Annotated in this window: 9 protein-coding genes; 7 read left to right on the top strand and 2 right to left on the bottom strand. The window is 72.9% G+C overall.

Features of this window, described 5'->3' with window-relative positions; genetic code table 11:
• The first annotated feature begins 332 nt into the window (after window positions 1-332).
• From ACWGKJ_RS29080 to ACWGKJ_RS29095, 4 genes are all read left to right on the top strand, one after another.
• On the top strand, window positions 333-1217 hold the full coding sequence (locus ACWGKJ_RS29080) for an aminoglycoside phosphotransferase family protein (protein WP_385019694.1): 885 nt from the start codon (window positions 333-335) through the stop codon (window positions 1215-1217).
• A gap of 121 nt (window positions 1218-1338) precedes the next feature.
• On the top strand, window positions 1339-3960 hold the full coding sequence (locus ACWGKJ_RS29085; RefSeq protein WP_385019695.1) for an alpha/beta fold hydrolase: 2622 nt from the start codon (window positions 1339-1341) through the stop codon (window positions 3958-3960).
• Window positions 3957-4862 (top strand): ABC transporter permease, encoded by a 906-nt coding sequence (locus ACWGKJ_RS29090; protein ID WP_385019697.1) that lies wholly within the window; start codon window positions 3957-3959, stop codon window positions 4860-4862. Before ACWGKJ_RS29085 ends, ACWGKJ_RS29090 begins: the two co-directional genes overlap by 4 nt.
• A 199-nt stretch (window positions 4863-5061) precedes the next feature.
• A complete protein-coding gene (locus tag ACWGKJ_RS29095; protein ID WP_385019699.1) occupies window positions 5062-6024 on the top strand; it encodes a DMT family transporter in 963 nt (320 codons plus the stop codon).
• Window positions 6025-6052: 28 nt separating this feature from the next.
• Here ACWGKJ_RS29095 and ACWGKJ_RS29100 read toward each other — a convergent pair whose 3' ends face one another.
• Window positions 6053-7450 (bottom strand): STM4012 family radical SAM protein, encoded by a 1398-nt coding sequence (locus tag ACWGKJ_RS29100; protein WP_385019701.1) that lies wholly within the window; start codon window positions 7448-7450, stop codon window positions 6053-6055.
• Between the two features lie 247 nt (window positions 7451-7697).
• On the opposite strand from ACWGKJ_RS29100, the gene ACWGKJ_RS29105 reads away from it, so the two are divergent.
• The gene (locus tag ACWGKJ_RS29105; protein ID WP_385019703.1) at window positions 7698-8966 is read left to right on the top strand and encodes a DUF1152 domain-containing protein; all 1269 of its coding nucleotides are present in this window, start codon (window positions 7698-7700) and stop codon (window positions 8964-8966) included.
• A gap of 270 nt (window positions 8967-9236) precedes the next feature.
• Here ACWGKJ_RS29105 and ACWGKJ_RS29110 read toward each other — a convergent pair whose 3' ends face one another.
• Entirely contained in the window at window positions 9237-9692 is a 456-nt protein-coding gene (locus tag ACWGKJ_RS29110) for a tellurite resistance TerB family protein (RefSeq protein WP_385019705.1), read from the bottom strand.
• Between the two features lie 155 nt (window positions 9693-9847).
• Here ACWGKJ_RS29110 and ACWGKJ_RS29115 point away from each other — a divergent pair, with 155 nt between their 5' ends.
• Together ACWGKJ_RS29115 and ACWGKJ_RS29120 are read left to right on the top strand one after the other, a co-directional pair.
• Window positions 9848-10747, top strand: a complete 900-nt coding sequence (locus tag ACWGKJ_RS29115) for an Lrp/AsnC family transcriptional regulator (protein ID WP_385019707.1) — start codon at window positions 9848-9850, stop codon at window positions 10745-10747.
• 500 nt (window positions 10748-11247) lie between these two features.
• Window positions 11248-12906 carry an amidohydrolase gene (locus tag ACWGKJ_RS29120; RefSeq protein ID WP_385019709.1) on the top strand — a complete coding sequence of 553 codons (1659 nt, stop codon included), beginning with the start codon at window positions 11248-11250 and terminating at the stop codon, window positions 12904-12906.
• Window positions 12907-12954: the final 48 nt, after the last annotated feature.

Below are 12954 nucleotides of genomic sequence, written 5' to 3' on the forward strand. Positions count from 1 at the left end.
GCCGACGGTACAGCCGCATGCTTGGCTGCCCCCGCAGATGTCTTCCGGGCTGCCTTCTCAGCTGTCTCCCCTGCTGCGTGGCCGGAGCAGCCGACCGCCCCCATGACCGTCGCGAACACCGCCGCGCACAGCGCGGTTCTGCTCACTTGCGTGCTCGTCCTCATGCCCCACCCCTGGTCTTCGCTTCCGACGGGTGGAGCTTAGACCGCTGAAAATAGGAGTGTGGGCGGCTTGTCACCCCGGGTACGTTGGCGCGACGGACAGCACGATCGGACAGGCGAGCAACGCACAGCGCCGCGGGACCAGCGGGCAACCGACGGCAGGTGTACGACATGGCGACGACGGCAACAGCGCGGGGCCCCGGCAACCGGGCCCGGCTGATCGCGCGTTTCGGCCCCGCCGTCGGCACCTGGTACGACGCGCTCCCCACCCTCGTGGACGGCCTCGCCCGCTGCTGGGGTCTCGACGTGGGTGAGCCGGGCGGCGGTGGCACCTCCTGTGTGTACCGCTGCCTGCGGCGCGGGGAAGGGGGCGCGCCCGACGCCACGGTGTGGCTGAAGCTCACACCCGATCCGGTCGTCGCCACCGAGGAGGCCGCAGCCCTGCGCGCCTGGTCCGCGACCCCGTCCGTGGTCCGGCTGCTCGACAGCGACCTCCGTACCGGGGCGCTGCTGCTGGCCGGGGTGGAGCCCGGCACCCGTGTGCGGGAGAGCGGCTGGGCCACCGCCGACATCGCGAAACTCCTGTTGGACCTGCGCTCACCGCGCGCCTCCGCACCGGCCCTGCCCCCGCTCAGCGCCCGGATCACCTTCCTGTACGACCACGCGGCCCGGCGATGCGCCCACACCCCCGAGGTGCTGGCACGCGGCCGCGCCGCCGCGCTCGCCCTCGCCGCTGCCGGCCCGACCGACGGCCTGGTGCACGGCGATCTGCACCAGTCGAACGTACTGGTCGGCCCCGGCGGCGGACTCATCGCCATCGACCCCCGCCCGACGCTCGGCGACCCGGACTTCGACGCGGCCGACTGGGCCCTCGACGGGGTCACGGACGAGCACGGGCTACGCAAGCGCATCGCCGCACTGGCCGCGCTGGTACCCGGCATGTCGGCAACCCGGGTACTTGCCTGGTGCCGCGCGACGGCCCCGCTCACCTCGGGGGCGCCGGCGTTTCTGCTGTCGCCGGGGGACCGCGGGGGCGAACCCGGCGCGATCCCGTAACGCCCCCGCCCCACCTACTCCCGGCGTGGTACGCCCCCCGCCCCGGCTACTCCGTACGTACCCGGCGCAGTTCCACCCCGTGGCCCGCCGGGTTGTCCGAGCGGGCACTTAGGGTTCAGTCATGAAGCTACCCAAACCCCGCGGCCGGGTCCTCGTCTGCGCGGCTGTCGTGTTCGCCGTCCTCGTCGGGGGCGGTACGTGGACGGCCGTCGCGTCCGGCGGGTCCGCGGCCGTGCACCGTGAGGACCGGGTGATGGCGGTCGGTGGTGCCGGGGGAGTGCGTATCGACACGTCGTACTTCACGTCCGGCGGGTCCGGGCGGCGCCCCGCCGTGCTGCTCGGGCACGGGTTCGGGGGCAGTAAGGACGATGTGCGGGGGCAGGCGCAGCAGTTGGCGCGGGAGGGGTACGCGGTGCTGACCTGGTCGGCGCGCGGCTTCGGGAAGTCGACCGGGGCCATCGGGCTCAACGACCCGGCCCACGAGGTCAAGGACGTGTCACGGCTGATCGACTGGCTCGCGACCCGTCCCGAGGTCCAGCTGGACAAGCCCGGCGACCCGCGCGTCGGTGTCACCGGGGCCTCGTACGGCGGTGCGATCTCGCTGCTCGCCGCCGGGTACGACCACCGGGTCGACGCCATCGCCCCGCAGATCACCTACTGGAACCTGGCCGACGCGCTCTTTCCCGGCGGCGTCTTCAAGAAGCTCTGGGCCGGGATCTTCATCAACTCCGGCGGCGGCTGCGCCCGCTTCGAGAAGCAGCTCTGCGCGATGTACGAGCGGGTCGCCGAGAACGGGAAGCCTGACGCCGCAGCCCGCAAGGAGCTGGAGGAGCGGAGCCCGTCCGCGGTGGGCGGCCGGATCAAGGTGCCCTCACTGCTGGTCCAGGGCCAGACCGACTCCCTCTTCCCGCTGGGCCAGGCGGACGAGGCGGCACACCGGATCAGGGCCAACGGCGCACCCGTGTCGGTCGACTGGATCGCCGGCGGACACGACGGCGGCGACGAGGAGGGCAAGCGGATCAACGGGCGGATCGCCTCCTGGTTCGACCGCTACCTCAAGGGCGACAAGGGCGCCGGCACCGGACCCGCCTTCCGGGTCACCCGGACCGGCGGGGTCGACTCGACCGATGGAGCCGCGCAGTTGAGGGGCGCGAGCAGCGGAAGCTACCCCGGTCTGGAGAGCGGCGGGCATCCGCTCGCGCTCACCGGCCGTGAGCAGACCGTGCAGAATCCGGCGGGCGGCGCCCCGCCCGCGATCTCCGCGCTGCCGGGCGTCGCCGCGCTTTCCCAGCTCTCCGGGCTCGGGGTGGGAGTCTCACTGGACTTCCCCGGCCAGTACGCGCACTTCGACTCGGCGCCGCTGCCCGCCGCGCTCACCGTCACCGGCGCACCGAAGGCCAGAATCCGGGTCAAGTCGTCCGCGCCGGACGCCGTGCTCTTCGCCAAGGTGTACGACGTGCCGCCCAGCGGCAAGCAGCAGGTACTGCCCCACCAGCTCGTCTCCCCGGTCCGTATCACCGGCGCGAAGGCGGGCCGCACCGTCGAGCTGACCCTGCCCGCCGTCGACCACAAGGTCGAGGCCGGACACCGGCTGCGGCTGGTCCTCGCGTCGACCGACCTCGGCTACGCGTCCCCGGCATCCCCCGCCACGTACTCCGTCTCGCTCGACGGACCGCTGACCGTCCCCACGGTGCCCGCGCTGCGCACGGCGGGCGCCGGATTCCCCTGGTGGGTGTGGGGACTTCCCGCGCTGGGCGCGCTGATCGCGGTCGCCCTGCTCGTCCCGCGGCGCCGGGCGGTGCCCGCGCCCGACCCCGCGCTGGCGCAGCTGCCGCTGCGGATCACCGGACTGACCAAGAAGTACGCCAGGTCCACCGAGCGGTACGCGGTCCGCGACCTCTCCTTCGAGGTCGGGAAGGGCCAGGTCCTCGGCCTGCTCGGACCCAACGGCGCGGGCAAGACCACCACGCTGCGGATGCTGATGGGGCTCATCACACCGGACGGCGGCGAGATCCGGGTCTTCGGCCATGTGATCAGGCCGGGTGCGCCCATCCTCTCGCGGGTCGGCGCTTTCGTGGAGGGCGCCGGGTTCCTGCCGCATCTCTCCGGGCGGGCCAACCTCGATCTGTACTGGCAGGCCACCGGCCGCCCCACCGAGGACGCACATGCCGCCGAGGCGCTGGAGATCGCCGGCCTCGGCGACGCTCTGGACCGCGCGGTCCGTACGTACTCACAGGGCATGCGGCAGCGGCTCGCCATCGCCCAGGCCATGCTGGGCCTGCCCGACCTGCTGATCCTGGACGAGCCGACGAACGGGCTCGACCCGCCGCAGATCCGCGAGATGCGGGACGTGATGATCCGCTACGCGGCCGAGGGCCGGACCGTGATCGTCTCCAGCCATCTGCTGGCCGAGGTCGAACAGTCCTGCACCCATCTGGTCGTCATGGACCACGGACAGCTCGTCCAGGCCGGACCGGTCGCCGAGATCACCGGCAGCGGGGACACCCTCCTCGTCACCGCCGCCGAGGAGATCACCGAGGCCCTGGCCGAGAAGGTGGCGGCGCTGCCCGGCATCGGCTCCGCCGTACGGACCGACGACGGGCTGCTCGTCCGGCTCGACGGCGCCACCCCGGCCGCCCTCATCGCCGAACTGCTGCGCCTGGAGGTGCCGTTGACCGGTGTGGGGGCGCACCGCCGCCTGGAGGACGCGTTCCTCACCCTGATCGGAGGCCAACCGGCATGAGCACGACCGCACCTTCGGGCCCCGCTCTCCCGGGCCCCGCCCGCTCCGGCCCCGCACCGGCCACCGCACCCGGATACCGGGCACGGCACACGCTGCCGCTGCGGGTCGAGGCGGAACGGCAGATCAGGCGCCGGCGCACCCTGGCGATGGGCGCGGTGCTCGTCGCCCTGCCGTTCATCCTGGTCGCGGCGTTCGCCGTCGGCGGTACGCCGAGCGGCAGCGGCCGGAACGGGCCGACGCTCCTCGACACCGCGACCTCGTCGGGCGCCAACTTCTCGGCGACCTGCCTGTTCGTCTCGGCCGGCTTCCTGCTGGTGGTGCCGGTCGCGCTGTTCTGCGGCGACACGGTGGCATCGGAGGCCGGCTGGTCCTCGCTGCGGTATCTGCTCGCCGCGCCCGTGCCGCGTGCCCGGCTGCTGTGGAGCAAACTCACGGTGGCGCTGGTCTTCAGTCTGGCCGCGATGGTGGTGCTGCCGCTGGTGGCCCTCGCGGTGGGCACGGTCGCGTACGGCTGGGGGCCGCTGGAGCTGCCCACCGGGGGCTCGCTCGCCGCGGGGGACACGGTGGGGCGGCTGGCGCTCGTGGTGGCCTTCATCTTCGTCTCCCAACTGGTCACGGCTGGGCTGGCGTTCTGGCTCTCGACCAGGACGGACGCGCCGCTGGGGGCGGTCGGCGGCGCGGTCGGCCTGACCATCGTCGGAAACGTCCTGGACGCGGTGACCGCACTCGGCTCCTGGCGCGACTTCCTGCCCGCGCACTGGCAGTTCGCCTGGGCGGACGCGCTCCAGCCGCAGATCGAATGGGGCGGCATGGTCAGGGGCGCGGCCGTCTCCGTGGCGTATGCGCTGGTCCTCTTCGCGCTGGCCTTCCGGGGGTTCGCCCGCAAGGACATCGTGTCGTAGCGGTCCGGCCCGCCCCGGGGCGGGCCGCGCGATCGTGCGAAAGGCCGGAAAGAGCGCGCCCGCCGGGGGCCGAGTTGGTGGGTTCTCCCTATGGGGCCTGAGCCCGGGAACCCTCTAGCGTCGAGCCCAGGAATCGTCGGGTGTGCCGCCGAGGTGTGCTGTGCCACGGATCCTGCCCGGCTCTGCGGAATGAGAGTGCGTGACAAGCACAGCGGGCAAGCTCGGACATGCCGTGCGCGACGGCGGAGTGCCGCCGGTACTGGCCGCCGCCTTCCTCTGGGGCACGGTCGGCCCCGCCGAGATCCTGGCCGGGAGCACTGCGTCGCCGGTGGCGATCGGCGCGTGCCGGATGCTCGTCGGGGGCCTCGTCCTGGGGCTGTTCACCGCGCGGTGGGCGGGGATCCGTACCCTGTGGCAACGGTCGGCCCGGTGGTGGATGCTGGTGAGCGTCCTGGTCACGGCGGCCTTCCAGGCGTGCTTCCTGGAGGCGGTGGACCGCAGCGGCGCCGCCCTCGCGACCGCCGTCACCTTCGGGACGGTCCCGGTCGTGACGGGCGTGTGCGGGCGGGTCCTGAACGGCGAACGGCTCAGCGGGCGCTGGACCTGCGGAACGGTCTGCGCCATCGGCGGTATCGCGCTGCTCCTCCTGCCGCCGGACGGCGGGCCGGCCCACGGCGCGGGGATCCTGCTCGGGCTGGTCGCCGGGGCCAGCTTCGGTGTCTACATCTCGGCGACCAAACGGCTCGGCGACCGGGGCGCCGACACCACGGCCGCCGCCCCCGCGAGTGTGCTGTGTGCCGGAATCCTGGTCTCGCCCTGGATCCTCGCCCGCCCGGACGGGCTCGCCGAACCGCGTGCGCTGGTCCTGGTCGGCTGGCTGGCCCTGGCCACGACCGCGCTGGGCTATCTGCTGTTCACCAGGGGCGTGGTCCGGATCAGCGGCGCCACCGCCGGCACCCTCAGCCTGGCGGAACCCCTGGTCGCGACCGTACTGGGCATCGCGCTGCTCGGGGAGCGGCCGAGCCCGTCCGCGGTGGCGGGCGCGGTGCTCCTGCTGGGCGGGCTGGTCCTGGTCTCCGCCCCGGTCCGGACCTCCGGTACGCGGGGCGGAGAAGGCCACGCCTCCCGCGCCGCCCGGACGGGAGCGGGCGAGGAGGCGTAGCCGTACGGAGGGACATGCCGGATGCCGGTCAGCGGTCCTGGTAGGACGCCATGGCGTCGTTCACCCTGGGGGAGAAGAACAGCGGGCCGATCGCGTCCGCCCAGGCCATCCCCTCCGGGGTCAGCCGCAGCACTCCGCCGTCGTCGACGACCCAGCCCCGCCCGGTGACCAGCGCGAACTGGGCGGGGAAGTCGTCCTGCGGAAGGGTGCCGAACTGCCGCCGGTAGCGCTCGACGTTCATTCCGTCGGCCTCAAGCAGCAGATGCAGGATGAGCATGCGGCGGCGCTCGTCGTCGTCCATACGGAACGACCACTGCGCGCGCCGGAACGTGTCGGTGGGCGTCGCGATGTAGTCGTCGATGATGCGCCTGACCTCCGGCACGGCCACCGCGTAGTCGGTCGTGTAGTGCAGATCGGTGGTGAACGACCTTGCGCCGACGCCCAGTCCGACCATCCCGGCCTGCTGGTTGTACTCGCTGATGCTGCTGTCGTCGGCGCCGTCCACAGCGGCGGTGCCGATACGGCTGAAGACCCGCATGGACGTCTGCCGGTAGCCGGCCGCGAGCAGGTACTCCCGGCCGTAGCGGTAGAGCCGCAGCCGCTGCTCGTCCCAGAGTTCGCCGCTCTTGTCGTGGCGGGCCATGAGCCCGGTCAGCGGGCGCACGTACAGCGGGTAGAGGTAGATCTCCTCGGGCTCCCAGCCGAGCGCGGCGTCCAGCGACACCGTGAAGCTCTGCTCGGTCTGGCCGTCGATACCGTAGATCAGGTCGATGTTGAGGATGGGGAAGGCGGCCTCCTTCAGCCGGCCCAGCGCCGCCTCCACCTCCGTCCGCTTCTGCGGCCGTACGGCTGCCCGCGCCTCCTCGTCGACGAAGCTCTGCACCCCGATGCTCAGCCGGGTGGCGCCGCGCTCCCGGAGGACCGCTATCCGGTCGGCGGTGGCGGTGGCGGGGGAGGTCTCGACGGACCACGGTACGGCCCTGAGGTCCGCTCCCATCACGTTCTCGCAGATGTCGCAGAGCCGGACCAGTTCGCCGGCGGTGAGGTACGTCGGGGTGCCGCCGCCGAACGCCGCGAGGGTGAACTCCGGTGTGCCGTTGGCCTCCAGGGCCTCCCGGGTGACGCGGGCCTGCCGCTCCAGGGTGGTCAGGAAGTCGCGGGTGACCTCCTCGGGCGCGCCGGTGCGGGTGAAGAGGTTGCAGAAGCCGCAGCGCATCTCGCAGAACGGGATGTGGACGTAGAGGGAGAGGGAGTCGAGCCGCTCCCCGGCCCACAGATCGGTGAGGAGCGGGCGCTCCGTCCCGAGCCGGTAGGCCTTCTGGTGCGGGTAGGCGTACACGTACTGCTTGTACGGCGTGGTCGGTTCATCGGGAGTCGGTTCATCGCGAACGGAACGGGAGATGTGGACCGGTAAAGAGGATGTCACTTCCGTGGTGCTTCCTTCCGGAGTCGATCGGATCCCTTGGTCAGTCGCGCCCAGTGACAGCATGATCGACTGAGCGTCACGGAGCGCATGGGACGAAGCCCCGAACTATTTGGCCCCCTCTTTGCCCGATTTTGGCGCTTCGGTGACTTGGCGAAATATCCCGCCTCTGCGAATGAGGCGTCTGCGTCCCCTGCGGGAAGGGGAGTTGGGCTGAAACTCCGGCCGGTCTGTGCTCACCATGTCGTCCATGAAGCGACTACTCATAGCGGCCGGCGGTGGCGGGGACGCCATCGCGACGGCGATGGTGCACGCCGCTCTGCACGGGCCGGACGAGCCCGCCCTCGTGCTGACGTATGCCTGGGAGCGGCTGGTCGTGGACCCGGTGCCGGGTCCGCGCAGGCCGTCCGACTTCACCGGAACCGTCCCGGCCGGGCCTGTCCTGCGCCTGGTGACCCCGGGCTCCGCCCCCCGCCCGCCCGCCGGTTCGCTCCTGCCGCGGCTCGCGGGCGATCTGCGGCCCGCGCTGGGGCTGCTCGACCCGTACGAAGGGGCGCTGGGGCTCGCGCGGCAGATCCAGGAGGCCGCCGCCCACTGCGGCGCCGGGCAGGTCGATGTGGTCGACGTCGGTGGCGACATCCTGGCCAACGGTACGGAGCCCACGCTGCGCAGCCCGCTCGGTGACGCACTGGTCCTCGCTGCCTGCGCGCACACCGGCATCTCCACCGCGGTGCATGTCGCGGGCCCGGGGCTCGACTCCGAGGTGCCCGAGGCCGCTCTGCTGCCCCTGCTCGGCGACCCGCTGCACACCCTGACCCCTGCGGACACGCTGTCCGTGCAGGCGGTCTTCGACTGGCATCCGTCGGAGGCGGGCGCGCTGCTGGTCGCGGCGGCGCGGGGGATACGCGGAGTCTGCGGGACCCGGGACGCCCCGCAGCCCGTCACGCTCGGCGATGCCAGCCCGTGCGTCTACCGGCTCACTCTGGAGCGGGCTCTGGAACTAAACCCGCTGGCAAGGGAGTTGGCGGGAAGCGCGACTCTCGCGGAGGCGGAGCGGGCGAGTGAACGGGTCTGCGGCTTCTCGGAGATCGCCCGGGAACGGGCACGCGCGGCCCGGCTGTACGAGGATGCCCGCGACGCCGAGGTCCGGGGCGACCGGGGGGCCGAGGACGCCCGCGACGCCGGGGAAGCCCGGGGCGGCCATGGCGGCCAGGACTCACGGGGCGCCCGGGACGCCGAAGACGCCCACGAGGCCCAGGACTTACGGGGTGCCCAGGGTCGCCGGGGCACGCAGGACTGCCGGGGCGACGGGGCCGCGTCCGGCGAACTCCGGCCCCTGGCCGAGCGCTTCACCGCGTGGGAGCGGCGCACGGCGGCAGCGGGGATCGCCTATGTCACCACCCGGCGTATCGCGGAGGAACTGGCCCTGACCCCGGCGGAGCTGACAGAACTCCGCCATGACCTCAGCGCCTCCCCGGCCCGGCACACTCCGCCGCTCTGGCGGCTGGCGCCCGGGTAGACCCCGGCCCGGACCGCCCCGCACGCCCACCCCCGACACACCGCCCCCGCGCACTGTCCCCGTATGCCGCCCCCGACACACCGTCCCCGTGTACTGTCCCTGCACGCCGCCCCCGACATACCGTCCCCGTGTACTGTCCCCGCACAGCACCGCGGTGAAGAGCGGCGGCGCTGCGCGGGGACCGGCCTGCGGAACGTGTGGCACAGCCCGCGCCCACGGTGGCAGCGGCGGGGCACAGCCCGCCCACAGTGGCAGCGGCGGGGGACGCTCCTACAGGTCGAACTCGGTCGGGGCGATGCCCAGCGCGAAGCACGCCTCGCGGACCACGGCCTGCTCGGACTTGTCGAAGTCCCCGTCGGCGCCGCCGATCACGATGCCGATCTGGATGACGGCGCGCGCCTCGGTGGGCTTCTTGCTGACCTTGCCGATGGTCTGCAGAATGCTGACCTTGCCGAAGTCGAAGTCGGCGGTGAGCTTCTGGCAGTAGTCGTTGAAACGCGTCTGCAGATCGTCCGCCGTGAAGTTCTGCAGAACCTCATTGGTGGTGATCAGCGCGGCGACGCGCTGCCGCTCCACGGGGTCGATCGAGCCGTCGGCCGCGGCGACCAGCGCGCACATGGCCATGCTGGCATCCCGGAATCCGCCGCTCTTGAGGTCGTTCTTCTTCGCGTCGAGCTGCGTCTGCATCGTCTTCGCAGAGTCCTTCAAGCGGTCCCACAGGGCCATCAGCCGTCTCCTCGTTCACCACGTGACCATTTTGATCACTCTTTACGGAGTGACAACGGCCGGGCCTCCCAGGAAGTGCCCGCCCCCGTGACCACTTCGGGGTGTCCTCGGAGTACGGACGGCGGGTCCGGTGCGCGTGGCAGACTGGCTGTCCGATGAACCTCGACGCCACCGACCTCGCGCTCGTCCACCTCCTCCAGGAGGACGGCCGCACGTCCTACGAGACGCTCGCCGCCCGCGTCGGCCTGTCCCGCGCCGCCGCCCGCGCACGGGCGCTGCGACTGACCGAGGACGGGGTCCTGCGGATCGTCGGTGTCATCCATCCCGCGGTGCTCGGCCGCACGGTCAGCGCCCATGTGGCCGTCGATGTCGTCGGCCCCGCCGAGCCCGTGGCGCGGACCGTGGCCGGGCTCTCCGAAGCGGTCTTCGTGACGCTCACCGCGGGCCGGCGCCCAGTCGTCGCGGAGCTGCGTACCTCCGACTTCGACGCGCTGAGCAGGCTGGTCGCGGACGTGGCACGGCTGCCCGGGGTGCGGGGCGTCGACACGACCCCGTACACCCGTGTGCTCAAGGACCCCTATCTTCCGGTGACTTCGCCCGGTGCGGTGAGTCTCGACGAGACGGACCACGCGATCCTGCGGGCGCTCCAGACCGACGGGCGCATGTCCTACGCCGAGTTGGCCGACCGCATCGCCATGTCGGCCGCGGCCGCGCGGGCCCGCTCGCTGCGGCTGCTGGACGCCGGTGTCTTCCGGGTCGCCGCCCTGGTCCGCCCGGGGACCCTCGGCATGGGCCACCTCGCGGGCTTCTCGCTGCGCCGTGCCGGAGACGGTCACGGCACGGCAGGCGTGGGCGGTCTGCTGGCCACCGAGCAGGTGCAGTTCGCCGCGGCGTGTGTGGGCCGGGCGGACGTCATCGGCACGGTGGGCGGCGAGACCCTCGCCGATGTGCTGGCCTCGCTGGAGAGGCTGCGCGCCCTGGACGGCGTACACGGGCTGGAGAGCTGGCTCCATCTGGAACTGGTCAAGGAACGCTACGACTCCCTGACGGGCTGACGCCGCCCCGCCTCATCGGTACGTGCCCCACCTCACCAACACTTACCCCGCCTCGCCGGTGGCGCCCCGCCGTACCACTACGCACCCGGCCCGACCACTACGCATCCCGCCGTACCACTACGCACCCGGCCGCACCCGAGTGCCCGGCTCAGGCCCGAGCGCCGGGGCCGGGCCTGTGCCGCCGTTTCCCGCGCGCCCCTCCCTGGCCGCACGCGCTTCGCTCGCACCCGCTCCCCACCGCAAGCGAAAAGTTCACCACCTTCCCCTCTGGCGAATATTTCGCTCGCGTCGTACTGTCGCAGTCAGCGGATCGCTCGTACGTGTATGTCTCGGGCATCGATCCGCTTCCCGTGGCGCCGAGCCGCCCGGCGCCGACCGTCCCGCAGACGCAGACGCAGACGCAGACGCAGACGCAGACGCAGGACGCAGACGCAGGACGCCGGCCCCGGCGCCCGCCCACCGGGAGCGCACGCCCCTCCCCGTCCAACCGGAGCACCCACATGGCCACCACGCCCGCAGCACACCCGGACCGCACCCTTCTCGTCACCGGCGGCACCGTCCACACCCTCACCCCGGCGGGCCGCGCCGAGGCCCTCGCGGTGCGCGGTGAGCGCATCGTGCACGCGGGCACCGCCGAGGAGTGCCGGGCCGCACTGGACGGCCGCGTGGACGAGCGGCTGGACCTCGGCGGACGGCAGCTGATGCCCGGCTTCGTCGACGCGCACTGCCACCCGGTGATGTACGGACAGAACCTCGCCTGGGCCGACGTACGGCCCGAGACCGTCACGGACATCGACTCGCTGGTCGCCGCGCTCCGCGGCCACGCGGAAGGGCTCCGCGCGGACGCCCCGCTGCGCGGCTTCGGTTACGAGCACCGCAGGCTGGCCGAGGGCCGCCACCCCACCTGCCAGGACCTCGACCGGGTCGCCACCGACCGCGAGGTCTACGTGATGAACGCGTCGGGCCACGGCGGCGTCGTGAACACCTACACCCTGCACAAGTACGGCATCACCGCCGGAACCCCCGACCCGCTCGGCGGCCGCATCGGCCGCACGGCATCGGGCGAGCCCAACGGCGAGCTGTGGGACGGCGCCTGCGATCTGCTGACGGGCCCGGACGGTGTGAAGATCACCAACCACGGGCCCAACTTCCACCTGGACGACCCCGCCGACATCATGCGCGGCCATCTGCTCCGCGCCCAGCAGACCTTCCTCGCCGCCGGGGTCACCACCATCGGCGACGCCCAGGCGTCCCGCCGCGAGCTCTCCACGTACCTGCGCGCCCGGGACGCCGGTGACCTGCGGATGCGCACCTCCGTCTATCTGACGTCGGCGCTCCTCGACACCGCACTCGACCTCGGGCTGAGCAGCGCGCTCGGCGACGACCAGCTGCGGATCCAGGGCGTCAAGCTCTACGCGGACGGCACCCTGGGCGGCTGGACGGCGTACTTCCCCGAGGGGTACGCGGCCGACTGCTGCAACCACGGGCAGCTCTACCACGACCCCGCCGAATACGCGGACCTGGTGCTGCGCGCCCACCGGGCCGGCTTCCAGACCGCGACCCACGCACAGTCCCCGTACGCGATCGGCATGGTCCTGGACGCCGTCGAGAAGGCGCTCGCCGACACGCCCCGCACCGACCCCCGGCACCGCGTCGAACACTGCGGGCTGCCCACCGACGACGAGATCATCCGCATGCGGGAGCTGGGCGTGCACGCCGTGCTCCAGCCGCAGCACCACCTCCGTACCGGCGACGGCACGCTCACCGCGATCGGTGAGATGGGTCACCGCTACAACCCGGCGGGTCTGCTCCAGGCCGCGGGCACGGAGTTCGCCTTCAGCTCGGACGCGCCCGTCGCGCCGCCCCGCCCGTTCGAGGCGGTGGCCGCCGCCGCGAGCCGGGAGACCGTGCTCGGCACCCGGCTCGGCACCCCGGAGATGCGGCTCGCCGTCGCCGACGGCATCCGGGCGCATACCCTCGGCGGGGCGCGGGCGCTGCACCGCGAGCACGAGGTCGGCAGCCTGCGCCCCGGAGCCTTCGCCGACTTCGTCGTCACGGCAGCCGACCCGTACCGGACCGACGACCTCGCCCGGCTCGCCACGGCCGGCGTCGACGAGACCTGGATCGGCGCCCGCCGGGTCTGGTCCGCTCAGCCCTGACCGGCCCGCTCCGACTGCCGGCCCTGACTGCCGGTCCACACCGCGCGC

The organism is Streptomyces sp. NPDC054757 (genome assembly GCF_053612185.1).

What these genes read in the sequence shown, in the direction of transcription:
- ACWGKJ_RS29080 (WP_385019694.1), top strand. Translation starts at nt 333, where the DNA reads ATGGCGACGACGGCAACAGCGCGGGGCCCCGGCAACCGGGCCCGGCTG.
- ACWGKJ_RS29085 (WP_385019695.1), top strand. Translation starts at nt 1,339, where the DNA reads ATGAAGCTACCCAAACCCCGCGGCCGGGTCCTCGTCTGCGCGGCTGTC.
- ACWGKJ_RS29090 (WP_385019697.1), top strand. Translation starts at nt 3,957, where the DNA reads ATGAGCACGACCGCACCTTCGGGCCCCGCTCTCCCGGGCCCCGCCCGC.
- ACWGKJ_RS29110 (WP_385019705.1), bottom strand. Translation starts at nt 9,692, where the DNA reads ATGGCCCTGTGGGACCGCTTGAAGGACTCTGCGAAGACGATGCAGACG.
- ACWGKJ_RS29105 (WP_385019703.1), top strand. Translation starts at nt 7,698, where the DNA reads ATGAAGCGACTACTCATAGCGGCCGGCGGTGGCGGGGACGCCATCGCG.
- ACWGKJ_RS29120 (WP_385019709.1), top strand. Translation starts at nt 11,248, where the DNA reads ATGGCCACCACGCCCGCAGCACACCCGGACCGCACCCTTCTCGTCACC.
- ACWGKJ_RS29115 (WP_385019707.1), top strand. Translation starts at nt 9,848, where the DNA reads ATGAACCTCGACGCCACCGACCTCGCGCTCGTCCACCTCCTCCAGGAG.